The sequence below is a fragment of the Bradyrhizobium sp. C-145 genome (assembly GCF_023375135.1).
In the GTDB taxonomy this organism is placed as follows: Bacteria; Pseudomonadota; Alphaproteobacteria; order Rhizobiales; family Xanthobacteraceae; genus Bradyrhizobium; species Bradyrhizobium zhanjiangense.
In genome coordinates, this window is record NZ_CP088150.1 from 4,114,068 (window position 1) to 4,139,334 (window position 25,267).

Genomic DNA, 25,267 nt, shown 5'->3' on the forward strand with positions numbered 1-25,267 from the left:
GGCAGCTCAATCCACGGCCTTGGTCAGGCCAACCCGCATATCCTTCGCCACGAAGACGCAAGTGCCGTCGGCAAGCACACTGCCGTCGGCAATTCCCAGCACCAGCTTGCCGCGCCGGACCATGCGCATGGCGACCTCGTAGCGGACGCGTTGCGCACTCGGTGTGATGGTGCCCGTGCACTCCACCTCGCCGACGCCGATGGCGCGGCCCTTGCCCGGTGAGCCCGACCAGCCGAGCCAATAGCCGATCATCTGCCACATGGCATCGAGGCCCAGAGTTGGCGGCATCATCGCGTCACCGCGATGGTGGCAATCGAAGAACCAGTGGCTAGGTGCGATATCCAGCTCGCCGACGATATGACCCTTGCCGTATTCGCCACCGTCCAAACTGATCTCCGTGATGCGATCCATCATCAGCATCGGCGGTGCCGGCAATTGCGCATTGCCGGGGCCAAAATAGCCGCCTTCGCCAGATATCAGCAGTTCGTCCCTGGTGTAGGAGGATTGCGGCGTATGGAAATCATGCGGATTTGGCAAGACGACGGATCCTCGATGCTTGCGCGGCGAGGAAAATGTCGTTCGTCGGGCGAGAATGTCAAGCACGCGAATTTTCAGGCGCGCGACTAGCCTCACGCCACCCGGTTGTGCGTCTCGACCGCGTATTCCGGATCGACTTCGCAGATCACGCGGTTGCGGCCGTTGCGCTTGGCGGCGTAGAGGCAGGCATCGGCGCGCTCGATCAGCGCGTCGGTGTCGTCGCCCTGCTTGAGCAGGGAGACGCCGACGGAGATGGTGACGCGGCCGAGGATCTCGCCGGTCGACTTCTTCTTCAATTCCTTCGCCATCACCGCGCGGCGGATGTGATCGGCCACCGTGAGCGCCTGGCGCAGCGCGGTGTTGGGCAGCACGACCGCGAATTCCTCGCCGCCATAGCGCGCCGTGATGTCCTGGCCCTTGATGGTCTGCTTCAGCGACAAGCCGACCAGCCGCAGCACCTGGTCGCCGGTGAGATGGCCGTAGGAATCGTTGAACGACTTGAAATGATCGATGTCGAACAGCAGCAGCGACAGCGGCTCGCCGGAGGCGAGCGCGCTCTGCACGGCCATGCCGATCATGCGGTCGAAATATTTGCGGTTGCCGAGGCCGGTGAGCGGATCGGTCAGGCTCTCGGCTCGGATCGCCTCCAGGCTCTGCTGGAGATTGCTGATCTCGTTCTTTGACAGCGTCAGGCGACCTTCCAGCGCCTTGTTGGCCTCGCGCATCTCGCTGGTCGAACGCAGCAGCGTCTCCACGATCGCCTTGATCTGGTCGCGGCTCTTGGCTGACGACAGTTTCTCGGTCGCACCCGACAGGCTGGCGTCGTAGGCGCCACTCATCCCGAGCGCATCGCCGAGGACCTTCATCACGTCGTCGATCTCGCCGATGACGCGCGCGCCGACTTTGTCGATGCGGTCGGTGGTCTTGATGTGGGAGAGATAGGTCTCGTAGATCTGCTCGAGATCGGCTTCGGTCAGCTTGCCGTTGCGCGCCAGCGTCTCGTTGATGATCTTGTTGAGCGGTGCGTTGTAGCCGGTGGCGTAGACGTACCAGATCTCGTAGTTGCGGGGAATTGCCGTCTGCCGAAGCGATCGGATCTGACCGAGCGCTACCTCGGCGAACGCCATCGTGCGTTCGTGTTCGTCGAGAACCTTGACCACGGAACATACCCCACAGCGGTCGGTGCGCCCGCGACCGCAGCAATGCTTAAATTATGTTCGTAGGCTAACGGACGATCGTGAACGCCCCGTAAATATACGTTCACGAACCGTCTAAAAAAGTGTGGAGCAGTATTTTTGCAACCGAAACCTGGAGCGCGTCCGCGCTTCAGGCGCCGGCGGGGGAGCGGACCGGCCGCAGCAGAAATGCCGGCAGGTGTGAGTGATCGCCCGGCTCGGTGTCGACCTCGCGCTGCCGGCGCGGCTCGGGACGGCCGATCGACGGCACGTGCGACGCATTGGCCTGCGGACGTGCACCGTGACGCGGCTCGGATCCGCGCTTCTCTTCGGGACGATGCCTTGCTTCGGACGGCTGTCGCGCCTCGCGCGGCTCGTGGCTGCGCTCACGGTCGTGACCGCGCCGCTCGCCGCGCTGCGGCTTGCCGCGTCCGCCGCGTGAACGTTCACGGCCGCGCTGCTCGCGCGGACGCTCGGTCCCGTCGACGACCTCAGCGTGGACTTCGTAGTCGCCCTCGGCGCGCGGAATGCTCTGGCCGATCAGCTTCTCGATCGCCGCCATCGATTTCTGGTCGAGCGGCGTCACGATCGAGATCGCGGTGCCGGTGCGGCCGGCGCGGCCGGTGCGGCCGATGCGGTGAACGTAGTCGTCGGCGTGATGGGGAACGTCGAAATTGAAGACGTGGCTGACCTCGGGAATGTCGAGGCCGCGGGCGGCGACGTCGGAGGCCACCAGCAGCGGCAGCTCGCCCTTGCGGAACTGATCCAGCGCGGCCATGCGGGCCGGCTGGTCCATGTCGCCGTGCAGGGCGCCGACGCTGAAGCCGTGCTTCTGAAGCGATTTGTGAACGATGGCGACTTCACGCTTGCGATTGCAGAAGATGATCGCGTTCTTGAGGTCCTTGGCCTCGCGCAGAAGGCGGCGGAGCAGCTCGCGCTTCTCGTGCGCCTCGCGTCCGGCAGGCACCTGGGCCTGGGTGACAGTCACGGCGGTGGTGGCGGGCCGGGAGACTTCGACCTTCTGCGGATTGTGCAGGAAGGCCTCGGTGATGCGCCGGATCTCGGGCGGCATGGTCGCGGTGAAGAACAGCGTCTGCCGCGTGAAGGGGACGAGCTTGCAGATGCGCTCGATGTCGGGGATGAAGCCCATGTCCAGCATGCGGTCGGCTTCGTCGATGACGAGCAGCTCGACGCCGGTGAGCAGGAGGCCGCCGCGCTCGGTGTGGTCGAGCAGGCGGCCCGGCGTTGCGATCAGCACGTCGACGCCGCGCATCAGCTTGGCATCCTGATCGCCGAACGAGACGCCGCCGATCAGAAGCGCGACGTTGAGTTTCTGGCCGGCGCCGTAACGGTCGAAGTTTTCCTTCACTTGCGCCGCGAGCTCGCGGGTCGGCTCGAGGATCAGCGTGCGCGGCATGCGCGCCCGGGCTCGGCCCTTTTCGAGGATGGTGAGCATCGGCAGCACGAAGGCCGCGGTCTTGCCGGTGCCGGTCTGGGCGATGCCGAGCACGTCCTTGCGTGCGAGGACGTGGGGGATCGCCTGTTCCTGAATGGGGGTGGGGTTGGTGTAACCGGTGGCCGCCACTGCGGCGAGGACTTTTTCGGACAGTCCGAGATTTGAAAAGGACATTGAGCCTCTGGTCGAAACCGCCGTTCGGAATCGAGGGTAATAAGGCTGTCGCGTTCCACCCCGAAACGGCGCGCTCTCAAAGAAGCTGGGGGTGCTGACTCACGCGAACAAAGCGCCAAGCTCGGGAATCGGTCTTCGATCTGAGCCGCGTCGCCCCGGAACATAGGCGGGAATCCGCCAAAGTCAATGGAGCGGGCGCGGGAAGACCCTAAAAAACCTGAGGTTTTTGCCCAAATAGCGGGCGCGGTTGAGGTTTTCCGCCGAACCCAGCGGGCTTGGCGGAGCCGGCAAACGGCGGCTAATGCCCCTCCCGATCCTGGGCCCGGAAGTCGCCAGGGGCCATGCCATAGGCGGCGTTGAACACGCGGTAGTAGGTTGCCAGGCTCTCGAAGCCGCAGGAGGTCGCGATGTCGGCGATCAGCCGCTCCGGGGCCTCGCGCATCAGGCGGCGGCTTTGTTTCAGGCGCTCATCGGTCACGGTCTGCGAGAAGCTCTTCTCCGCCGTCTCGAACAGCATGTGCAGGTGGCGCGCGATCAGGCGCCGGGCCTGCGAGTGGCGGGCGGTCCGCAGCGCGGCCTGTCCGCGGCGGCTGCCGGGCCGCAGGATGCCGCGCTCGATCAGCGCCAGATGGGCGAGTGCCTGGACCAGAGAGGTCGCATCGGCAGCGCCGCCATCCGCCGCGGCCTCACCGAGATCGGCGAAGCAGGCGCCGAGCAGCGGCGCCAGGGTGGGATCGTCAAAGGTCCGCGGTGCAAGCTCGCGCAAGCGTTTGTCCTGGGCCGGGATGCTGCTCACCGGGATCTTCAGGATCCGCAAATGGAAGCCGCCTGCGCCCAGCGGCGCGGTGCGATAGGGCAGGTCGGTATGGCTGGTGGCGAAGCTGCCGTTTGCGATCGCGAAGTCGCTGCCGCGCATGCCGCCGAACCAACCGCCGCTGCCGAGCTGCTGGTAGACGCAGATAGCGTCGCCCGGCGCGGAGGCGATGTCGGATGCACTGCGCTCGACGGTGTAGGGTGAGGCCTTCAGCTCGACGAGGCCGGCGCCGCCAAGCTGGCGCAGCGAGAATTCGCCGAAGAAGTCGGCGCGGCGTTCGCGCGCGAGCTCGGCGGTGACGCCGAACAATCCCTTGGCGCGCACCTCGCGCCAATAGTCGAAGCGGTCGTGCGGCTCGACCTCGTCGGTGCACCAGCGATACACGGCAGCCCCCTTCAACGGAATGCCCAAGAAAAAGCAGATTCCGACGGAATCTGCCATAGGGCCGATGATGGAATCGGGGACCAAGGCCCTTGAACCGTCGATATGGCTGGGCCGACTATCACATCAACGGCCGGGTTTGCCATGAACGACCGTTCGAGGGGACCGGCGTGGGGCCGTTCTGCAGCGGGAATATTTCAATGACGCGTCGGCTTTTCAGAATTCTGGTGGCACTTGGCCTGGCAGTGGGCCTGAGCGGCCTCGCGCTTCCCGCGCATGCCGAAAAGCGCGTCGCGCTCGTCATCGGCAATAACGACTACAGCAACGTGCCGAGGCTGCTCAAGGCGGTCAACGACGCCCGCACCATGGGCGATACGCTGAAGCAGCTCGGCTTCTCGGTGATGCTCGCCGAGAACCAGAACCGGCAGCAATTCTCCGAGACGCTGCTCGCCTTCGACAGGGCGATCGAGCCCGGCGACACCGCGTTCTTCTTCTATGCCGGCCACGGTTTCGAGATCGCCGGCCAGAACTATCTGCTGCCGACCGACGTTCCGGCGGCGACGGAAGGGCAGGAAGAGCTCGTGCGCGATGCCTCCATCCTGGCCGACCGCATCGTCGAGCGCCTTCAGAACAAGAAGGCGCGGACCTCGATCCTGGTGTTCGACGCTTGCCGCAACAATCCGTTCGAGCGCAAAGGAACCCGCGCGGTCGCCGGCGGCGGCGGGCTCGCGCCGATGACGCAACTGCCGGAAGGCGTGTTCTCGGTGTTTTCGGCAGGTCCCCGCCAGACCGCGCTCGATCGCCTCTCCAACGACGACGCCAATCCCAATTCGGTGTTCACGCGCACCTTCGCCAGGGAGCTGCTCAAGCCTGGCGAGAACCTCGTGCAGGTGGCGCAGCGCACCCGCCGTGCCGTCAGTGAGATGGCCGATACCGTGAAGCACAAGCAGGTGCCGGTCTATTTCGACCAGATGGTCGACGACGTGTTCCTCAGCGGCCTCGCCAAGGATGCCGCCGCGCGCGCGGACGATCCGCCGCCGCAGAAGCTCGCGGCGCTGCCGCCGGTGTCGGTGCCGCGCCTGCCGAAGGAGGAGACCACCAACGCGCCGATCGCGAGCTTCTCGCGGCACAATGGCGGCTGGAGCGTGGTGTTCTCCTTCGCCGACCCGACGCTCGGCATTTCCTGGCGCATGGCCGGCAAGGGCGATTTCCGCGAGACCGGTTTCATCGACACGCTCGATCCGCGCACGCGCAAGCGGATGCCGAACCCGTCGATCGAATTGCCGTCGGGCGCGCAAGCCGGCACCATCGAGGTCCGTTATGTCGATCAGTCCGGCGAGATGCAGGGGCCGTTCCCGATCAGGTTCGATCCCGAGGCCGCGCTGATCCGCGACCAGCGCAAGATCCTCGACATGACCTCGACGAGCTGGCTGTCGTTCCGCGAGTTCAATGGGCTGCTGGTCTACTACACCCACCTCGTGTCCTACCGCTGCGCCATCCGCGAGGTGCGCATCGGCATCGATACCGCTGTGCCCAACCAGGTGCTGAAGATGCCCGCTTGCGACATGCGCGATCCCAGCGCGATCAGCGCCGGCATGCCGCTCTACATGAAACTCACCCCGGCTACGCAGTTCGTCTCGGTGGAGCTGACCTATCGCGACGGCAGCGTCTCGGAGATCAAGAGCTTTCGCAGCGCGAACCGTAGCAATAATTGAGGTCTTCGTCGGCCGCGGCGCGATGAGCAGAAGACGGAACAACTCCTGCTGACCTGACTTGGATTGTCTGTCAAACCAGGGAGACGATTCATGATCCGCAAATCCATCCTCGTGACGATCGCTTGTGCGGCACTTTCGACGGCGGCCTTTGCCCAAGGCGGCGGTGGTGCCGGAGGCAGCGGAGGCGCAGGTGCGGGTGCAGGCGCAGCGGCCGGCACAGGTACCGGCGGCGCCAGCGCGGGATCTGCGGCCAACTCGGGTGTCGGAGCGGGCTCATCATCCAGCAGCGCCAACTCTGGGCTGTCGGCTCCCTCAGGGATGGGAACGCATGACGCCACCACGGGGGCCAACATCAACACCAACATCGGCCAACCCAATCCGAATGTTCAGCCCCCGACCGCGAATGCCAAGACGCCGGCAGCAGCGCAAGCCGAGCGAAACATGGGCGTCGGTCACGCACCCAACGGGTTGCCGATCGGCAGTCCGGGCACCGGGACCAGCAACGAGGACCAGAAATAGTCAGATTTCGTTTCAGGAGAGGCCCGCGTTCTGCAGGCCTTTCTTGTCGGACGCTTGTTTGCTGCTGGAAACCGCGTTGGGCCTTTCCCTGCAAATTGAGACTGCCTTCGGCCTGAATCGCGCTAGTATCGTCCGGCATAGCTTGATCGATACTCACATCGCGGATCGCGGCGGCAATGACCTCCGATCAACAACAAAACCGGACCATGAAAGTCCGCTGCTGCATCGTCGGCGGCGGCCCAGCGGGCATGATGCTGGGCTATCTCCTGGGCCGCGCCGGCATCGACGTCGTGGTGCTGGAGAAGCATGCGGATTTCTTCCGCGACTTCCGCGGCGACACCGTGCATCCCTCGACGCTTCAGGTGATGGACGAGCTCGGCCTGATCGACGGCTTCCTGAAGCTACCGCATCAGCGCTTGCAGAAGATGGATGGCCTGTTCGGCGGCACGCCGGTGCGCGTCGCCGATCTCAGCCGGCTTCATACCAAGTACCCCTTCATCGCCTTCATGCCGCAATGGGACTTCCTGAATTTTCTGCGCGAGGCCGGCAAGCGCTTTACCTCGCTCAAGGTGATGATGAGCACGGAGGCCGTCGATCTGATCCGCCGCGGTGAGACGGTGACCGGCGTGCGGGCGAACACGCCCGAGGGCATCATCGACATCGCGGCCGATCTCACCATTGCCTGCGACGGCCGGCATTCGACGGTGCGCGAGCGCGCCGGCCTTAAGGTCGAGGAGATCGGCGCGCCAATGGACGTGCTGTGGTTCCGCGCTGGCCGCAGACCGGACGAGACGGAGAGTGTGTTCGCGCGGATCGAGCCCGGCAAGATGATGATCACCTTCGACCGCGGCGATTATTGGCAATGCGCCTATGTCATCGCCAAGGGGCAATTTGATGCGGTGAAGGCGAGGGGACTGCAGGCGCTGCTCGACGACGTCGTGCGCATGGCGCCGATCCTTCGATCCGGCATCGCTGAAGTGAAGAGCTTTGACGACATCAAGCTGCTCACCGTCGCGATCAACCGCCTGACGCGCTGGACATTGCCAGGCCTGCTTCTCATCGGCGATGCCGCGCACGCGATGTCGCCAGTCGGCGGCGTCGGCGTCAATCTCGCCGTGCAGGACGCGGTCGCGACCGCAAACCTGCTGGCTGACAAGATGCAGCACGGTTGTCCATTGGAGAACGAGCTCGATGCGGTGCGACGCCGGCGCGAGTTCCCGGTGAAGATGACGCAGCGAATGCAGGTCATCATGCAGAACAACATCATCAGCGGCGCCTTGCAGCCGGGCGATCGGCCGCTGAAGGTGCCCTTGATCTTGCGCCTCATCACCGCGCTGCCCTGGCTCCAGGGCATTCCGGCGCGTCTGCTTGCGCTCGGCGTTCGGCCCGAGCACGTGCAGTCGAAGGCCGCGCCGACAGCTTAGCGCAAGACATCGCTAGGGATAACGCTGCGTTAAAGCGCGCGCGGCGCGTTGCGCACGTGCAACAGCACAAACGGATTCTCGGGCCACCGCGTGTCGATCTTGTCACGTTAACCGTGTTGATTTCAATTTTAGTAAGAGCCGTCTGTGACCGTGCGGCCATCAAAGGACACGGGGTGTACCATGCGTAATAAATTGATTGCCGCCTTCGCCTGCACGACGGCTCTGGTTTCGACCGGCGCGGCTTCCGCCGCCGATCTCGCTGCGCGCTACACGAAGGCGCCCGCCTATGTCGAGCCGCTGTTCAACTGGACCGGCTTCTATGTCGGCGGCCACATCGGTGGCGCATGGACCAACGAGCAGTTCATCAACAACGGGACCGGCGCGGCGTTCGGCGATTTGCTACCGGGAGAAGGCTATCGTCAACGCAACTCGGGCGTCATGGGGGGCGCGCAGATCGGCTACAACTGGCAGGCCAACAACTTTGTGTTCGGCATGGAAGGCACGATCTCCGGCCTCGACAACAAGGGTACGGTCGTGAACACCGCGTTCCCCCCGGCGAACGACGTGTTCTCCTGGCGGGCCAATGTGCTGGCGACGGTCGTCGGTCGTGCCGGCTTTGCCGTGCAGAACAACCTCTTCTACATCAAGGGCGGCTATGCGGGGGTCAACAACCGGCTCTCGGTCACCGACCCGGTCGTAGCGGGTACGGGCGGACAGACTCACTGGGCCAATGGCTGGACCGTCGGCGCCGGCTGGGAATACGGCATCACCCGCAACTGGATCGTCGGCCTCGAATACAACTACGCGGCCTTCGGCAGCCAGACCTATCAGCTCGGCGGCACGGCAGGCAATTACACCTTCGATGCCAAGCCGCGTGACATCCAGTGGGCCGTCGTGCGCGCGAGCTACAAGTTCGACGCGCCGGTCATCGGTCGCTACTGAGCAACGAACGACCAAGGACATACAAAAAAATCACTGCCAAACTCAAGAGCCCCGGGTACCGAGCCCGGGGCTTCTCTTATTTACGATTCACGCGAACGACACGGCGTGAAGCGAGCCGCTCAAAGCTATTCCGACATCAGAATTATGATGCGTATCCCACTACATTAGGGAAGCACATCTTACATATTGGTGTGGCCCACGTGCAACTTGCGCGTGAAAAGTGAATGCGTGTCCATATCCGACGGCTTTTCCATCTGGCCGCGCCCCGCTTTTTCGCTACGTTCATGACCAATTGTTTCTATGCATTGGGGATTGGGTCATGAGACGATTTTTCGGGTGGGCATTTACCACCGCTTCGCTCCTGTCACTTGCCAGCGTGGGCGCTGCCTCTGCGGCTGATATGGCTGTGAAGGCAAGGCCGGCTTTGCCGGCTCCAGCACCGGTCTACAACTGGACCGGCTGGTATGCTGGCGTGAATGGCGGCTGGGCATTTGACGCTTCGTCTACCGGAAGCCTGGTGGCGTCTACTCCGGGCTTCGCAGGCGCGATTGCCGCCGGAGGCACGCCGACCTTCTTCGGTGCCAAGCATGAAGGCGGATTTGGCGGTGGCCAGGTTGGTTACAATTGGCAGATGGCCAACTGGCTGGTTGGTGTGGAAGCCGACATTCAGGGAGCGGATATCGGTCGCACCTCAACCATCATCTTCCCGGGCGGGGCGGTATTTCCGAGCGTTTCGACCGGTCGGGATCACATCGACTGGTTCGGGACTCTCCGCGGCCGTGTCGGCGTTACGGCCGGTCCGGCGTTGTTCTACGCGACAGGCGGTCTTGCCTATGGTGGCGTCAGGACAAACATCAGCAATGTCTTTACGCCCGCCGCTGCGGGTAGCTTTTTCGGCAGCGACAGCAGCACGCGGATCGGATGGGCTGCCGGCGCCGGCGTCGAATGGGGCTTCGCGCCCAACTGGACGGTGCGGGGCGAATATCTGCATGTCGATCTTGGCCGTTCGAATGTGACCATGTTCGACCCTGTGAATTTCCCGGCCGAGTCCGCGACGTACCGCTTCAATCATGTCGTTGATGCCGTTCGCGTGGGCGTGAATTACCGCTTCGGCGGACCGGTGGTCGCGAGATACTGATCTCTTCGCGTGGACTGCATCAAAAGCCCCAGCTCTCACGCTGGGGCTTTTTCGATGAGCTCCAGCGTATCAGGCCATCACCGAGAAGCCGCCGTCGACGGGAATCGCGGTGCCCGTGACGAAGTTCGAGGCGGGCGAGGCAAGGAATACGGCGATGCCGGCGAAGTCGTCGATGTCGCCCCAACGTCCCGCAGGCGTGCGCGCCAGCACGCGCTCGTGCAGCCCCGAGACTTGCTGCCGCGCGCCGCGGGTGAGGTCGGTGTCGATCCAGCCAGGCAAGATGGCGTTGACCTGGATGTTGTCGGGCGCCCAGGCGTTGGCGCAGGCGCGGGTGTACTGCACGATGCCGCCCTTGCTCGCCGCATAGGCGGTGGCGAAGCTCGCGCCGAAGATCGACATCATCGAACCGATATTGATCACCTTGCCGTTGCCGGATGCCTTCAGCGCCGGATAGGCCAGCTTCGAGCTCACGAAGGCGCTGGTGAGGTTGGTGTCGATCACCTTATTCCACTCGTCGAGCTCGAGCTCGTGCGGCGGCTTGCGGATGCTCATCCCGGCATTGTTGATGAGGACGTCGATGCGGCCGAGCTCCCTGACGACGCGGTCGACCATGGCCGCGACGGCGGCCTTGTCAGTCACGTCGGTGGTGATGGCGATTGCCTTCACGCCACGCTGGCTGAGATCGGCCACGGCGGCGGCGGACTTGGCTTCGTTGCGTCCGACCACGGCGATGTCGGCGCCGGCGTCGGCAAGGCCGCGGGCCATGCCGAGCCCGATGCCGCCATTGCCTCCTGTTACGACAGCGACCTTGCCGCGAAGATCGAACCGGCTGGATGTCATGCTTTTTTCCTTGGTTTCTTCTATTGGTTGCTTTGCCAGATCAGCACCAGCCCGAAGCCGGCCATGGCTGCGCCATAGCCGGCCCATTGCAGCTGGTTGACCATGAAGCTCGATCGCGGCCAGGCAAGCGTGCCCGTGCCCTGTCCGATCCAGAGCAGCCCGACGGCAGTCGCAAACAGGCCTGCGATCAGCAGAAATCTGCGCATGCATTCCTCCCATCGGTCCGCTTCTGTCGCGACACGGCGACGAAGGATCGCCGCCGCCGCGAAGGCTTGAGCGCACACTAACCGTAGCTTCGGTTCGGATACAATGGCAGCGCCGGGACAAGCCGGCGTGCGAGGGGGAGGCTATGCTTCTGGACAAGCACTCGAGCCGAAGGCGATCAGGGATGCCGATCGGCGGTGGTGGAAGCGCGGCCTCGTCGATGCATACACCTCACTGAGGCGTGCGTCGGCCGTTGACAGGCCCACAACGAAAAAGCCCCGGACGATGCCGGGGCTTTGACGTCTGAACGGGAGGTCAGATCAGTACTTCGCGACGACCGGACCGGTCCAGTTGAAGCGGTAGACCAGCGAGGTGCTGATGGTCTGCACCAAGGGCTTGAAGCTGATGGAGTCGGTGGTCACGACGTTGCCGACGTCGGTGCGGACGGCAATGTCCTTACGATCGTAGTAGGCAGCACGATATTCGGTCTTCATGAACCAGCCCGGCGCCGTGATGCCAAAAATGTTCAGATTGTTTTCGACGCCACCGCCGACGAACCAGCCATTGCGGTTGAACGAGTCGGTGTGGAAGCCCGAAGCCGTCCCGGCGAGATTCGTCAAGCCAGCGCCCGACCAGTGCGATCCAGTGTAACCGCCATTGACGTAGGAGAGAACGTTCGGAGCAACCAGATAGCCGAGGCGAACACCCGCGGCCCAAGCGTCCTGCATCTTGATGCGGCCGGTCAGCGCAGCAAACTCATCGTTGATGCTGCCGCGCAGGCTGCCGAACTGACCATCGGCGAACACGCCAGCCACCCAAGTGCCGGAGAACTGCCAGTCGTAGCCGGCACCGACCGTTCCAAACCAGCCATCGCCACCAACACGCTGATCGATCGTCACGGGAACGCCAACGAAGTTGGTGTGGGAGTCCGCATCCCAGACGCCGCCGCCGGCGCCACCGAAGATGTAGAAGCCGGTCCAGTTGGCGACCGGCGCGGGCACCGGAGCCTTCACGTAGGGACGGGCAGCAAGGTCAGCGGCCGAGGCCGAACCGGTCATTGCCGCAACCGCGGTCAGAGCGAGCAAAGTCTTCTTCATGTTAAAATCCCCAACCCTTGGTCTGTCGTAGCCGGCGCGAGCGCGCTGTAAGTTCGTGTGATCTGATACCCGGACTATAGACGTTTCCGGCCGAAATGCTGTTGCTGGGCAGGCACACTCGCCGGAAAACGCCGATCGGCAGAGATCTGATTTGTGAGGGCTATTTCATAAAATAACTACATTCTATCAAGGAGTTGGATGCTGGTGATGTAAACTTGGAGTCTGGCAACCTCTCGTTAACGAAATCGGCTTCGTGCGGAATGGAGGCAATCCTGCCTCAGCTTTGGTTCCCGTGAGTCGTTGGCCGAGTCGCAGTGCGAAGGGTGGGAATCAGCCGCGTCCTGGCGGACCACCGGTAAGGTTGTCGGGGAGGCAGTGTCGTCCTCACAAGCGAAAGGGCCCCGGCGGTCAAACCGGGGCTCTTGATGGGACGCGGCAGCGTGAGGCTGGCGGGTCAGACGTCCAGCAGTTCCTCGCTGGCAAACTCGGCCTTGTCCGAGATGAACGCGAAGCGCGCCTCGGCCTTGGTGCCCATCAAGCGTTCCACCGAATCCGCCGTGGTGTCGCGATCGTCGGCAAGCAGCACCACCTTGAGCAGCGTTCGCTTGCTCGGATCCATGGTGGTTTCCTTGAGCTGCGCCGGCATCATCTCGCCGAGGCCCTTGAAGCGGTTCACCTCGACCTTGGCGTTGGCGTTGAATGCGCTCTTGATCAGCTCTTCCTTGTGCTTGTCGTCGCGGGCATAAACCGATTTGGTGCCGTGGGTCAGCTTGTAGAGCGGCGGCACCGCGAGGAAGAGGTGCCCTTCGTCGATCAGCCGCGGCATCTGCCGGTAGAAGAAAGTGATCAGCAGCGAAGCGATATGCGCGCCGTCGACGTCGGCGTCGGTCATGATGATGATGCGCTGGTAGCGCAAATCCTCTTCGCGATAATGCAAGAGCTGGCCGCAGCCGATCGCCTGCACGAGATCGGAGAGCTGGGCGTTGGCCGTCAGCTTGTCCTTGCCGGCGGAGGCGACGTTGAGGATCTTGCCGCGCAACGGCAGCACGGCCTGGGTCTTGCGATCGCGCGCCTGCTTGGCGCTACCGCCGGCCGAGTCGCCCTCGACGATGAAGAGCTCGGAGCCTTCGGTGCCGGCATCGGTGCAGTCGGCGAGCTTGCCAGGCAGACGCAGCTTCTTGCCCGCACTCTTGCGCGCAGTCTCCTTTTCCTGGCGCCGGCGCAACCGCTCCTCGGCGCGATCGATCACGAAGTCGAGCAGCCTGTTGGCCATGTTCGGATTGCCGGACAGCCAATGGTCGAACGGATCCTTCATCGCCTGTTCGACGATGCGCTGCGCTTCTGCCGTGGCGAGGCGGTCCTTGGTCTGGCCCTGGAATTCAGGCTCGCGCACGAACACCGAGAGCATCACGGCGGCGCCGACCATCACGTCTTCGGAGGTGACGGACGCGGCGCGCTTGCCCTGACCGACGCGCTCGGCGTGATCCTTCAGGCCGCGCAGCAGCGCGCTGCGCAAACCCGATTCATGTGTGCCTCCATCGGGCGTCGGCACGGTGTTGGTGTAGGAGGAGAGAAAACCGTCGGCATCGGCGGTCCATGCCACCGCCCATTCGCAGGCGCCATGGGCACCGTTACGGCCGGACTTGCCGGAGAAGATGTCGGGATGCACCAGCGTGTCGGCGTGGATCGCCGCAGCGAGATAGTCCTTGAGACCGCCGGGGAAGTGGAACGTCGCCTCCGCCGGCACGTCCTCGACGCCCTTGAGCAACTCGGGCGCGCAGTTCCAGCGGATTTCGACGCCGCCGAACAGATACGCCTTCGAGCGCGTCATCTTGAACAGGCGCTGCGGCTTGAACGAGGCCTTGGCGCCGAAAATGTCGGTATCGGGCTTGAAGCGCACGCGCGTGCCGCGGCGGTTGTTGACCTTGCCGAGATCCTCGAGCCTGCCCTTGGGGTGCCCGCGCTCGAACGTCATGCGGTAGAGCTTTTGGCTGCGCGCGACCTCGACCTCGAGGCGCGAGGAGAGGGCGTTCACCACGGAGATGCCGACGCCGTGCAGACCGCCCGAGGTCTCGTAGACCTTGGAGTCGAATTTGCCACCCGAATGCAGCGTGCACATGATGACTTCGAGCGCCGACTTCTTCGGGAATTTCGGATGCGGATCGATCGGGATGCCGCGTCCGTTGTCGGTCACGGTCAGGAACCCGTCCGCGCTCAGATCGACCTCGATGAAGGTCGCGTGCCCGGCCAGCGCCTCGTCCATGGAGTTGTCGATGACTTCGGCGAAGAGGTGATGCAGCGCTTTCTCATCGGTGCCGCCGATATACATGCCGGGTCGGCGCCGCACCGGTTCCAGGCCTTCAAGCACCTCGATGTCGGCCGCCGTATAATCGGCTTCCCCGCTGCCCCGCGAGGCCGTCTTGGCGGCGGACGCACGGGACTTTGGCTCGTTGGCGCCGAACAGATCGTCTTTCGCTTTGGTTTTCAACTGCTTGGACATATTTCTTGATACGTTTTGAGGGCCGCAGGAGCGGCGAATCGATTAGGCCGACTATGCCACTTCTGACTCGGAAAGGTTACAGCTCGGCCTGTCGGGCCGTGTGGTTGGGAGCCAATCCCGGCGATTTTACGCCGCAGACCCGCCTGTTCCCGGCAATTTGACGTCCCGGCCGACCTTGGGGCGGGTTTTGTGACTTGATGTCACACAAGCCCTTGGCTTACCAGTCCTTTTCATCGAGCAGCACCTTGAGACAGGGCGGAAGGCTAATCTGGAATGGAGCAGTTTGCGCACGCCCTGGCCGACTTCGTGCGCGCTCACCAGGCTTGGGCGGCGCCGATCGTGTTCCTGCTCGCCTTCGGGGAGTCGCTTGCCTTCATCTCGCTGCTGGTTCCGGCCTGGGGCGCGCTGGTGGGGATTGGTGCGCTGATCGGGGTGAGCGGCATCAGCTTCTTTCCGGTCTGGATCGCTGGCGGCCTTGGCGCGGCGCTGGGTGACTGGGTCTCCTACTGGTTCGGCTACCGCTACAAGGAGAGCGTCGCCCAGATGTGGCCACTCTCGCGCTATCCGGAGCTCCTGCCCAAGGGCGAGGTCTTCGTGCGGAGCTGGGGCGTGCCCAGCATCTTCATCGGCCGCTTTTTCGGCCCCTTGCGCGCCTCGGTGCCGCTCGCAGCCGGCATCTTCGAGATGCCTTATTGGAGCTTCCAGATCGCCAATTTCGTCTCGGCACTGGTCTGGTCCGCGGCGCTGCTGCTGTTCGGCGACGTGATCGCGAAGCTGATGGAATGGATCTGGCGTCTCCTCTGAGACCGTGAACCTTGACGGGAACCGGATCTGGCCTTATAGCCGCGCGCCATGATCAACGCTGCGACCATTCGGTTCGCCCGTCGCCGCCGCCGCTCTTTAGCGGTTTGGGCGGTCGATCGCGTTTGAGATCATCGTCTTTGCCGCTGGATCCGGTCCGCGGCATTTTCTCTCCTGTCAGCGCGATCTGATCCGGCGGCTTCCCAAGGAGGCCCAGCAGGAGACCACGATGTACACGCCACCCTTTTTCAAGCAGGACCGCGCCGCGAGCCTGAAATTCGCCGAGGAGCGCGGCTTCGGCACCGTGTGCGCCTTCGATGGTCACAAGCCGGTCGCGTCCCCGCTGCCGTTCTATCTGACCTACGCCGCTGACGGCACGCCGCAGGCCGCCTTTCATGTCGCCCGTCACAATCCGCTGCTAAAGCTTGCGGGCGGTGATGCGTCCTGGCTGCTCGTGGTCAATGGTCCCGATGCCTATGTATCGCCGGACTGGTACGTCTCGCCCGATCAGGTGCCGACCTGGCTCTACCAGTCGGTGCATCTGAGCGGGCCGGTGCGGCTGCTATCGGACGACGAACTGGTGCTGCAGATCGACACGCTCAGCGACAAGTTCGAGACCCGGCTGCTGCCGAAAAAGCCGTGGACATCAGGCAAGATGACGGCGGGCCGGCTCGAGACAATGAAGAAGGCGATCGTAGGTCTGGTGATGACGGTTGAGGAGGTCGAAGGCAGCTTCAAGCTGAACCAGCACAAATCGGACGCCGACTATACGGCGATCGCCAATGCGCTTGGCGCCGGCGATGCCGATGCGAAGCAGATCGCACATTTGATGCGGCAGGCCCGGCCGCAAGCTTTTGCAAACGATACGAACATGCTCGAAGGGAGCGCGCCATGAGCCTCGCTGACACCACCAAAGCCCCGACCACCAGCGCGGCGAAGAAGCCCGCAACCGTCTTCGTCGACGGCGGCTCCGGCACCACCGGGCTCGGCATCAACGAGCGGCTGAAGCTCCAGGGCGACGTCGCGGTGAAGACCATCGCCGACGACAAGCGCAAGGACCCTGCGGCCAAGAAGGCGCTGATGGAGGAGGTGGATCTCGTCATCCTCTGCCTGCCCGACGATGCCGCCAGGGACACGGTCGCTCTCGTCGACAGCATGGGCGCCTCCGCACCGAAGGTGCTGGACGCCTCCACCGCCTATCGGGTCGCGCCCGACTGGGCCTATGGCTTCCCCGAGCTGACGCCGGATCAGGCCGGCAAGATCAAGGCCGCGAAAAAGGTCTCCAATCCCGGCTGCTATCCGACCGGCGCGATCGCGCTATTGCGGCCGATCGTCGATGCCGGCCTGCTGCCGCAGGATTATCCCGTCACTGTCAATGCGGTGAGCGGCTATTCCGGCGGCGGCAAATCGATGATCGCGAGCTTCGAAGACGGCAGCGCGCCGTCCTTCGAGCTCTACGGCCTCGGCTTCGAGCACAAGCACCTGCCGGAGATGCAACTCTATTCGAACCTGACGCGGCGGCCGATCTTCATTCCCTCGGTCGGCAACTACCGGCAGGGCATGCTGGTCTCGGTGCCGCTCCAGCTCGACACGCTGCCGAGCAAGCCCAGCGGATCCGATCTCCAGGCCGCGCTCGCCAAGCGCTACACCGGCTCGAAATACGTCAAGGTGATGCCGCTCCAGAACGAGGCGACCAAGGGCGGCCGGCTCGAGCCGGAGGCGCTCAACGAAACCAACATGCTCGAGCTCTACGTCTTCGCCAGCGACAAATATCACCAGGCGGTGCTGGTCGCGCGGCTCGACAATCTCGGCAAGGGCGCATCCGGCGCGGCCGTGCAGAACATGCGCCTGATGCTGGGACTGCCGGAGGAGTAGCTGATCGAGCGTTGCTCGCGAGGCCAGTCTGGTGGACGAAGCGACGCTGCAACTTTCTACCCCGGCAAGACAATCGAATGACGCCTGAAAGGTACGCGTGATGAGCTCGAAGAAGATCGGCATTCTCGGCGCCTCTGGTTACACCGGGGCCGATGCGGTGCGCCTGTTGGCGCGGCATCCGAATGCCGAGATCGTCGCGCTCACCGCCAACACCCACGCCGGCAAGTCGATGGGGGACGTGTTTCCTCATTTCTTTATGCTGGACCTGCCGAAACTCGTGGAATGGGAAAAGGTCGACTGGAGCAAGCTCGACGCGGTGTTCTGTGGGCTGCCGCACGGCACCACGCAGGAAATCATCGCCGCGGTCCTCGAGGCAAATCCCAAAATCAAGGTCCTTGACATGTCCGCCGATTTCAGGCTGCGGGACAAGAACACCTATGCGCAATGGTACGGCCATGAGCACCGGGCGCTCGAACTACAAGGCGAAGCGGTCTATGGTCTCACCGAATTCTATCGCGAGAAGATCGCGTCGGCGCGGCTGGTCGCCTGTCCCGGCTGCTATCCAACTGCTGCGCTGCTCGCGCTGGTGCCGCTTGCGAAAGCAAAACTGATCGACGTCGATGACCTCGTGATCGACGCGAAATCGGGCGTCACCGGCGCCGGCCGCGGGCTGAAACAGAGCACGCTGTTCAGCGAGGTGGGTGAGGGGCTGTCGCCTTACTCGGTAGGCACGCACCGGCATGCGCCCGAGATCGAGCAGGAGATCGGGGTTGCCGCTGGCCACGCTGTGACCGTCAACTTCACCCCACATCTCATTCCGATGGCGCGGGGCGAGCTTTGTACGTCCTACGTCAAGCTCAACGGCGCGACGCCGGACGATTTGCGAACAGCGCTGGAGAAGGCCTACGGCAACGAGCCGTTCGTCCATGTCGCGAACAAGGGCGTGATGCCACAGACCCAGAACGTGCGCGGTTCGAACTACGTGCAGATCGGCGTATTCCCGGACCGCATCAAGAACCGGGCTATCGTGATCTCGGTGCTCGACAATCTGGTGAAGGGGTCGGCAGGACAGGCGATCCAGAACATGAACCTGATGTTCGGCTTCCCCGAGACTGCGGGCCTGGAGCAGATCGCGCTGTTTCCGTAAGTGGGATGTAGTCATGGACGAAACCACGCTGCAATTCTATCGGAGTAACGCCCAGTCCTATGCGGACTGGGCGAAAGCGCCGTCGACGCGGCTGCCGGGCTTTCTCGCCTTGCTGCCGCGAGGGGGCGCAATCCTCGAACTCGGCTGCGGCGCCGGCAATCATGCGGCGGTGATGCTGGCGGAAGGTTTTTCGCTGTGCGCCACCGACGGCTCGCCCGAAATGGCGAAGATCGCGTCGCAGCGGCTGGGGCATCCCGTCGAGGCGATGCGCTTTGACGAACTCGACGCGCAACAGGCCTATGACGGCGTCTGGGCGAGCGCCTGTCTGCTGCACGTCCCGCGCGACGAGCTCGCCGGAATCCTCAAGCGGATCCATCGCGCGCTCAAGCCGTCAGGTGTGTTTTACGCCAGCTACAAGATGGGTGAGGGTGACGGCCGCGACAGCCTCGGCCGCTACTACAGCTATGTGTCGCCCGAGTGGCTCGAGGCGACCTACGCCAGCGCGGGGCCGTGGATCACGCTGTCATCCGACACCAACGTGATCCAGAGCTTCGATGAAACGCCAGCCAACATGCTCAATTTCGTCGTTCGCAAGCCGGTGGCTTGATCCATCGGAAGTCTTGAAAGCTGCCGGCGCCAGCTAAGCGGCGATCCATTCGAGAAGGGCGCTCTGCGCGTGCAGAAGGTATGCCTTCGCTATGCATGAGCCCGCATCCGGGCGAACTTAAACCACCCCGAAGATCGCCAGCGCCAGCACGGCCTGGGCGAGGAAGCCGACGGTGAAGGCCAGGGTGCGGAACACCGGGATTCCCATCGCATAGACGATGACATGTGCGACGCGCGACCAGAAATAAATGGCGCAGGCGAGCACGGTCCATTTCGTGGAATAGTCGATCGCGTTCAGGATCAGCACCAGCGGCGCGAAGATCACGAGATTCTCGACCGCGTTGTCGTGCGCGAACATTAGCCGGGTGGCCCATTCGGCTTGCGGCTTGTCGCTGCGCGAGGGGTTGGCCATGGCCCCGGAAAGACCGCGGACCTGGCAGCGGTTGATGATGTAGGGGATCCAGAGGATACCGGTCAGGATCACCGTCAGTGTCAGCCAGAACAATTCGCGCGTCATAGTCCGGTCCCCTCTGTCGTCACGGTGGTGAGAGCGAGTCTATACGAAAGCGCGCTAGATTGCGCCATGGGCAAGGATGCCTTGTTTGCGCATGACGCTTTCGGAAAACCGCTTCGCACTTTTCCGGATCATGCGCTATGCGCGGACCGTGACATAGCTGCCGGGCGCGTCTTCGATCGGGGGCAGGGCGTCGCTGCCGACCGTGCGCGCCGGGACCTCCTCCGGATCGAGTGCACCCAGCCATTGCCGCCAGTCCGGCCACCACGAGCCCTTGTGCTCGACGGCGCCCTTCATCCATTGCGCGACGTTGACGTCCTTGATGTTGTCGTTGGTCCAGTACTGATATTTGTTCGAGGCCGGCGGATTGACCACGCCGGCGATGTGGCCGGAGCCCGACAGCACATATTTCACCGGGCCCCCGAAGAACTGCGAGCCGTACAGCACCGATTCCGCCGGCGCGATGTGGTCCTCGCGGGTGGCGAGGTTGTAGACAGGGACCTTGACCTTGGAGAGATCGAGCAGGGTGTTGTCGAGCACCATCGTGCCGGTCGACAGCCGGTTCTCCAGATAGCAGTTGCGCAAATAATAGGAATGGTTCGACGCGGTCATGCGCGTCGCATCGGAATTCCAGTGCAACAGGTCGAACGCGCTCGGCTGCTGGCCCTTCAAATAGTTGCTGACGACGTAGGACCAGATCAGATCGTTGGAGCGCAGCATGTTGAAGGCCATCGCCATCTTCGAGCCTTCGAGCACGCCGGCGGTCTTCATGTCGTGCTCGAGCGCCGCGATCTGCTCCTCGTCGACGAACACGAGGAGATCGCCGGCATGAGTGAAGTCGACCTGGGCCGCGAAGAACGTCGCCGATGCAACGCGCTGGCGGCGTTTCTCGGCGAGCCAGGCGAGCGTGGTCGCGAGCATCGTGCCGCCGACGCAATAGCCGGCGGTGTGGACCTTCATCTCACCGGTGACCCTCTCGATCACGTCCATCGCCGTGAGCGGGCCTTCCTTCATGTAGTCTTCCCAGCCCTTGTTGCCGAGCCGCTTGTCGGGATTGACCCATGAGATCACGAATACGGTGATGCCCTGGTCGACGCACCACTTGATGTAGGATTTCTCCGGCTTGAGATCGAGGATGTAGAATTTGTTGATCCAGGGCGGCACGATCAGGAGCGGGGTGCGCAGCACCTTCTCCGTGGTCGGCGAATACTGGATCAGCTGCATCATTTCGTTCTGGTAGATCACCTTGCCCGGCGTCGTCGCCATGTTGACGCCGACGACGAGATTGTCCGGATTGGACTGGCGGATCTTCAGCATGCCCTTGCCGGCCGCGATGTCCTCGGCCAGCATCTTGAGGCCGCGCGCGAGGTTCTCGCCGCTGGACGCCACGGTCTCGCGCAACACCTCCGGATTGGTCAGCACGAAGTTCGATGGCGACAGCGCGTTGGTGACCTGCTGAACGTAGAACTCGGCCTTGCGGCGGGTGTGCGGATCGAGCCCTTCGGCGTCGCGCACCAGCTCCTGCGCCCATTTGGTCGTGAGCAGATAGAGCTGCATCACGAAATCGAAGAACTGGTTCGACTTCCATTCCGGATCGGCAAAGCGCTTGTCGCGCGGCGAGGGCGCGATCGCGGGCGGGGCGTCCTGGCCAGCCATGCGGCGGACCGCCGAGCCCCAGAGGTCGAGATAGTCCTTGGCGAGCTTGGTCTGGAGATCGGAGGAGCGGGACGTGTCCGACAGCCAGTATTCGGCGACCGAGGTGAAGGTCTTGACGACCTCGGCAAGCTCGGCCGGCGGGCGATCCTGCACCTCGCCGCTCTCGCGTGGTTTGAGGTAGGCAGCAAGCGCCTTGCCACCACTCTCCATCGCCCGCGCGACATTCATCGCGAAGGCTTCGGCATCGAACTTCGTCTCGAACGTGTTGCCGGATTTGGGCGTGTCGGTTGTGACGGTACTCATGCGCAGAACAGTAACGATTCATTCCGTATTCGTCACCGCGAAGCTCGCATCTTTGGCGTTAAACACTCTCGAAGATGTGCTGCAGTGCGACAAATTTTCTTGGTTTCGTCACAATCGAGCCGCACCGCTCGGCTTGGTAGTGCTGGGCTATTTTCTCGCTTACACCATTTGGGCAGCAATGGTTTGAGCTTGGGCGCGGTCTTGGGTAAGGTTTGCCCGGGGCCGTGCTTTGGGACGAGTAGGGGATTTCCCAAGTGTTGGCGTTGTGGGACCTGCAAAAGACGCTGCCGATCTGCGGCGCGCTGTTGATCGCGGCGCTCGCCCTCGGCGGCTGCTCGAGCCAGCTCGCGGATATGACGCCCGCGGATGCGCAGGCGCATCCCAAGGAGCCTGGCAGCTATCTTCCGGTGCATGATCTGCCGCCGGATCGCGATCAGGCGATCATCCCGCCGGACCAGCGCGCCAAGATCGAGGCTGAGCTTGCCGCCGCGCGCGATCGTCAGGCCGTGGCCGCCAAGGACGCCAAGTGAGCAAGCAAGTGAGCAAGTGAGACGGTGCAAGGTAATCGCTGGCGCCCCCGTCTTGCCGTGCTAAAAGACCTCAGTTCAGCCGAGAGTCAGGGCGAACGACTTCAGTCGCCATTGTCGATGATTGCTCTAAGTATTTGATTTTGAGTAATTTTCGCGAGGGGCTGGGCGCGTTTCCGAACGGCCGTTGTGGCCTGTCGATTCTGTCCTGACCGGTTGCCCGGAGCCCAGAGAGCCATGGAAGAATTTTACCGCATCCGCCGCCTGCCGCCTTACGTGTTCGAACAGGTCAACCGGGCCAAGGCGGTCGCGCGGAATGCCGGCGCCGACATCATCGACCTCGGCATGGGCAATCCGGACCTGCCGGCCCCGCCGCATGTGCTCGAGAAGCTCAAGGAGACGCTCGGCAAGCCACGCACCGATCGCTACTCGGCCTCCCGCGGCATCCCGGGGCTGCGCCGGGCTCAGGCCGCCTATTATGACCGCCGCTTCGGCGTGAAGCTCAACCCCGACACCCAGGTCGTAGCGACGCTCGGCTCCAAGGAAGGCTTTGCCAACGTGGCGCAGGCCATCACCGCGCCGGGCGATGTCATCCTCTGTCCGAACCCGAGCTATCCGATTCACGCCTTCGGCTTTTTGATGGCGGGCGGCGTGATCCGCTCGGTACCTTCGGAGCCGACGCCGCAATTCTTCGAGGCGGCGGAGCGGGCGATCATCCATTCGATCCCCAAGCCGCTGGCGCTCGTCGTCTGCTATCCCTCGAACCCGACCGCCTATGTCGCGAGCCTCGACTTCTACAAGGATCTCGTCGCGTTCGCGAAGAAGCACGAGATCCTGATCCTGTCCGATCTCGCTTATGCCGAGGTCTATTTCGACGAGAGCAACCCGCCGCCCTCGGTGCTCCAGGTGCCCGGCGCGATGGACGTCACCGTCGAATTCACCTCGATGTCGAAGACCTATTCCATGGCCGGCTGGCGCATGGGTTTTGCGGTCGGCAATGAGCGCGTGATCGCGGCACTCGCCCGCGTCAAATCCTATCTCGACTACGGCGCGTTCACGCCGGTGCAGGTCGCCGCGACCGCGGCGCTGAATGGCCCCGACGATTGCATCAAGGAGATGCGCGACACCTACCGCAAGCGCCGCGACGCGTTGGTGGAATCGTTCGGCCGCGCCGGCTGGGAGATTCCGCCGCCGGAGGCCTCGATGTTCGCCTGGGTGCCGCTGCCGGAGGCCTTCCGCAGTGTCGGCAGCATGCAGTTCGCGACCCTGATGGTGGAGAAATCCGGCGTCGCGGTCTCGCCCGGCGTCGGCTTCGGCGAGCATGGTGAAGGATATGTCCGCATCGCCATGGTGGAAAACGAGCAACGGATCAGGCAGGCCGCGCGCGGCGTGCGCCGCTTCCTTGAAAGCGGCATCGAAACGTTGCACAACGTCGTTCCGCTCGCCAACCGGCGCTAGTTCTCTTCTGCAGGTTTTCTGAAGTATCATGGTCGCACCCCTAAAAGTGGGCATAGCGGGGCTTGGCACCGTGGGTGCCGAAGTCGTCCGTTTGATCGAAACGCAGGCGCGCGTGCTCACCGGGCGCAGCGGTCGGGGCATCCGCGTCGTTGCCGTCACCGCGCGCTCGAAGGCGAAGAAGCGCGACGTCGACCTGCGCGGCGTCGAATGGGCGAAGGATCCGATGGCCCTTGCCACCCATCCCGAGGTCGATTGCTTCGTCGAGCTGATGGGCGGCGCCGGTGATCCCGCGCTGTCGGCGGTGGAAACCGCGCTCAATGCCGGCAAGTCGGTTGTCACCGCCAACAAGGCGCTGCTCGCCAAGCACGGCCTCAAGCTCGCCAAGGCGGCTGAAAAGCACGGCGGCGCGCTGAATTTCGAGGCAGCGGTCGGCGCCGCGATCCCTGTCATCAAGACGTTACGTGAAGGTCTTGCCGGAACCGGCATCAACCGCGTCTATGGCATCCTCAACGGCACCTGCAACTACATCCTGACCCGGATGGAGCAGGAGGGGCTGTCCTTTGCCGAATGCCTGAAGGACGCGCAGCGGCTCGGCTATGCCGAGGCCGATCCGTCCTTCGACGTCGACGGCCACGACACCGCGCAAAAACTCGCCATTCTCGCCAGCCTCGCTTTCGGCACAAAAGTTGCTCAAAGCGCAGTGTATGTCGAAGGCATCTCATCCATCGCGCCGGAAGATCTCCGTGCGGCGGCCGATCTCGGTTACCGCGTCAAGCTGCTCGGCGTTGCGGTTCGCACCGCCAAGGGCATCGAGCAGCGCGTGCATCCGACCATGGTGCCAAAATCCTCCTCGATCGCGCAGGTGATGGGTGTCACCAATGCAGTCACGATCGACGGCGAGGGGATTCCGCCGATCACGCTGGTCGGCCCCGGCGCAGGCGGCGCCGCGACCGCGTCCGCCGTGGTCGCCGACATCGCCGATGTTGCGCGCGGCATCCGCGCCAATCCGTTCGGCCGGCCGATTGCGCAACTGCACGACACCAAGAAGGCGCCGATGGAGCGGCATGAGGGCGGTTATTACATCCGCCTGCTCGCGCGCGATTTCCCGGGTACAGCGGCCGCGATCGCGACCCGGCTTGCAGAACAGAAGATTTCGATCGAGTCGATCGTGCAGCGTCATCCCAATGGCGGCGCTGCGCCCAGCGACGGCAAGGCGGTGCCCGTGCCGGTCATCCTGATCACCTATGCGACCCATGAAGACGCCGTGCGCCGCGCGCTCGCCGCCGTTCAGCACGACAAGGTGATCAGCGGACGGCCGCAGGTAATCCGGATCGAGAAGAACTAGAGCATGATCCGGACCCGGAAGGCCGCGTTAGCGCAACGCATGTGGCGGTTTTCCGGAAAAGAGATCATGCTCAAGCGGAGAGGACGGTTCGAACGAACCGTGGGCGTTGCGAGTTGATG

Annotated in this window: 24 protein-coding genes; 14 read left to right on the forward strand and 10 right to left on the reverse strand. The window is 63.7% G+C overall.

What is annotated here, in order from left to right; translation table 11 throughout:
• Window positions 1-6 precede the first annotated feature (6 nt).
• The 4 genes from fabA to LRP30_RS19115 all read right to left on the reverse strand — a co-directional run bounded on the left by fabA (window position 7) and on the right by LRP30_RS19115 (window position 4,540).
• Window positions 7-537, reverse strand: a complete 531-nt coding sequence (gene fabA / locus LRP30_RS19100) for a bifunctional 3-hydroxydecanoyl-ACP dehydratase/trans-2-decenoyl-ACP isomerase (RefSeq protein WP_249761357.1) — start codon at window positions 535-537, stop codon at window positions 7-9.
• A gap of 92 nt (window positions 538-629) precedes the next feature.
• On the reverse strand, window positions 630-1,697 hold the full coding sequence (locus tag LRP30_RS19105) for a GGDEF domain-containing protein (protein WP_130219627.1): 1,068 nt from the start codon (window positions 1,695-1,697) through the stop codon (window positions 630-632).
• A 166-nt stretch (window positions 1,698-1,863) separates the two neighbouring features.
• Entirely contained in the window at window positions 1,864-3,342 is a 1,479-nt protein-coding gene (locus LRP30_RS19110) for a DEAD/DEAH box helicase (protein WP_249761358.1), read from the reverse strand.
• A gap of 298 nt (window positions 3,343-3,640) precedes the next feature.
• Window positions 3,641-4,540, reverse strand: a complete 900-nt coding sequence (locus tag LRP30_RS19115; RefSeq protein WP_249761788.1) for a helix-turn-helix domain-containing protein — start codon at window positions 4,538-4,540, stop codon at window positions 3,641-3,643.
• Between the two features lie 197 nt (window positions 4,541-4,737).
• On the opposite strand from LRP30_RS19115, the gene LRP30_RS19120 reads away from it, so the two are divergent.
• The 5 genes from LRP30_RS19120 to LRP30_RS19140 all read left to right on the forward strand — a co-directional run bounded on the left by LRP30_RS19120 (window position 4,738) and on the right by LRP30_RS19140 (window position 10,275).
• The gene (locus LRP30_RS19120) at window positions 4,738-6,252 is read left to right on the forward strand and encodes a caspase family protein (RefSeq protein ID WP_249761359.1); all 1,515 of its coding nucleotides are present in this window, start codon (window positions 4,738-4,740) and stop codon (window positions 6,250-6,252) included.
• Between the two features lie 90 nt (window positions 6,253-6,342).
• Window positions 6,343-6,771: a hypothetical protein gene (locus LRP30_RS19125; protein WP_249761360.1), complete on the forward strand. Its 429-nt coding sequence runs from the start codon at window positions 6,343-6,345 to the stop codon at window positions 6,769-6,771.
• A 176-nt stretch (window positions 6,772-6,947) separates the two neighbouring features.
• Window positions 6,948-8,195, forward strand: a complete 1,248-nt coding sequence (locus LRP30_RS19130; RefSeq protein ID WP_249761361.1) for an FAD-dependent oxidoreductase — start codon at window positions 6,948-6,950, stop codon at window positions 8,193-8,195.
• A gap of 180 nt (window positions 8,196-8,375) precedes the next feature.
• Complete coding sequence (locus tag LRP30_RS19135) at window positions 8,376-9,137, forward strand: outer membrane beta-barrel protein (RefSeq protein ID WP_249761362.1); 762 nt, start codon at window positions 8,376-8,378, stop codon at window positions 9,135-9,137.
• A gap of 319 nt (window positions 9,138-9,456) precedes the next feature.
• Complete coding sequence (locus LRP30_RS19140; protein ID WP_128942253.1) at window positions 9,457-10,275, forward strand: outer membrane beta-barrel protein; 819 nt, start codon at window positions 9,457-9,459, stop codon at window positions 10,273-10,275.
• Between the two features lie 69 nt (window positions 10,276-10,344).
• Here the strand turns inward: LRP30_RS19140 and LRP30_RS19145 are convergent, their stop codons facing one another.
• From LRP30_RS19145 to parE, 4 genes are all read right to left on the reverse strand, one after another.
• A complete protein-coding gene (locus LRP30_RS19145; protein WP_249761363.1) occupies window positions 10,345-11,115 on the reverse strand; it encodes a glucose 1-dehydrogenase in 771 nt (256 codons plus the stop codon).
• Between the two features lie 20 nt (window positions 11,116-11,135).
• Window positions 11,136-11,321: a hypothetical protein gene (locus tag LRP30_RS19150; protein ID WP_091888160.1), complete on the reverse strand. Its 186-nt coding sequence runs from the start codon at window positions 11,319-11,321 to the stop codon at window positions 11,136-11,138.
• A gap of 318 nt (window positions 11,322-11,639) precedes the next feature.
• Window positions 11,640-12,416, reverse strand: coding sequence for a porin family protein (locus tag LRP30_RS19155; RefSeq protein ID WP_128934080.1), 777 nt, complete (start codon window positions 12,414-12,416; stop codon window positions 11,640-11,642).
• Between the two features lie 454 nt (window positions 12,417-12,870).
• Window positions 12,871-14,916, reverse strand: a complete 2,046-nt coding sequence (gene parE, locus LRP30_RS19160; protein ID WP_249761364.1) for a DNA topoisomerase IV subunit B — start codon at window positions 14,914-14,916, stop codon at window positions 12,871-12,873.
• Between the two features lie 273 nt (window positions 14,917-15,189).
• Between parE and LRP30_RS19165 the strand changes: the two genes are divergently transcribed.
• The 5 genes from LRP30_RS19165 (at window position 15,190) to LRP30_RS19185 (ending at window position 19,346) form a co-directional block, all read left to right on the forward strand.
• Window positions 15,190-15,720, forward strand: coding sequence for a DedA family protein (locus LRP30_RS19165; protein ID WP_128934078.1), 531 nt, complete (start codon window positions 15,190-15,192; stop codon window positions 15,718-15,720).
• Window positions 15,721-15,946: 226 nt separating this feature from the next.
• The gene (locus LRP30_RS19170) at window positions 15,947-16,612 is read left to right on the forward strand and encodes an FMN-binding negative transcriptional regulator (RefSeq protein WP_249761365.1); all 666 of its coding nucleotides are present in this window, start codon (window positions 15,947-15,949) and stop codon (window positions 16,610-16,612) included.
• Window positions 16,609-17,592, forward strand: a complete 984-nt coding sequence (argC, locus tag LRP30_RS19175) for an N-acetyl-gamma-glutamyl-phosphate reductase (protein ID WP_249761366.1) — start codon at window positions 16,609-16,611, stop codon at window positions 17,590-17,592. Before LRP30_RS19170 ends, argC (LRP30_RS19175) begins: the two co-directional genes overlap by 4 nt.
• 100 nt (window positions 17,593-17,692) lie before the next feature.
• The gene (argC, locus tag LRP30_RS19180) at window positions 17,693-18,739 is read left to right on the forward strand and encodes an N-acetyl-gamma-glutamyl-phosphate reductase (RefSeq protein ID WP_128934075.1); all 1,047 of its coding nucleotides are present in this window, start codon (window positions 17,693-17,695) and stop codon (window positions 18,737-18,739) included.
• 13 nt (window positions 18,740-18,752) lie between these two features.
• Complete coding sequence (locus LRP30_RS19185) at window positions 18,753-19,346, forward strand: class I SAM-dependent methyltransferase (protein WP_128943508.1); 594 nt, start codon at window positions 18,753-18,755, stop codon at window positions 19,344-19,346.
• Between the two features lie 117 nt (window positions 19,347-19,463).
• On the opposite strand, the gene LRP30_RS19190 is transcribed toward LRP30_RS19185, so the two are convergent.
• Both LRP30_RS19190 and phaC read right to left on the reverse strand, forming a co-directional pair.
• Window positions 19,464-19,862, reverse strand: a complete 399-nt coding sequence (locus tag LRP30_RS19190; RefSeq protein ID WP_128942246.1) for an MAPEG family protein — start codon at window positions 19,860-19,862, stop codon at window positions 19,464-19,466.
• Between the two features lie 135 nt (window positions 19,863-19,997).
• A complete protein-coding gene (gene phaC, locus LRP30_RS19195) occupies window positions 19,998-21,818 on the reverse strand; it encodes a class I poly(R)-hydroxyalkanoic acid synthase (protein ID WP_249761367.1) in 1,821 nt (606 codons plus the stop codon).
• On the opposite strand from phaC, the gene LRP30_RS19200 reads away from it, so the two are divergent.
• The 4 genes from LRP30_RS19200 to LRP30_RS19215 all read left to right on the forward strand — a co-directional run bounded on the left by LRP30_RS19200 (window position 21,796) and on the right by LRP30_RS19215 (window position 25,148).
• Entirely contained in the window at window positions 21,796-22,005 is a 210-nt protein-coding gene (locus LRP30_RS19200) for a hypothetical protein (RefSeq protein ID WP_128942244.1), read from the forward strand. The two genes, phaC and LRP30_RS19200, sit on opposite strands and share 23 nt — an antisense overlap.
• Window positions 22,006-22,072: 67 nt before the next feature.
• A complete protein-coding gene (locus LRP30_RS19205) occupies window positions 22,073-22,348 on the forward strand; it encodes a hypothetical protein (protein WP_249761368.1) in 276 nt (91 codons plus the stop codon).
• A gap of 234 nt (window positions 22,349-22,582) precedes the next feature.
• Window positions 22,583-23,803 (forward strand): LL-diaminopimelate aminotransferase, encoded by a 1,221-nt coding sequence (locus LRP30_RS19210; protein WP_249761369.1) that lies wholly within the window; start codon window positions 22,583-22,585, stop codon window positions 23,801-23,803.
• Window positions 23,804-23,831: 28 nt separating this feature from the next.
• A complete protein-coding gene (locus LRP30_RS19215; protein WP_128942242.1) occupies window positions 23,832-25,148 on the forward strand; it encodes a homoserine dehydrogenase in 1,317 nt (438 codons plus the stop codon).
• Window positions 25,149-25,267: the final 119 nt, after the last annotated feature.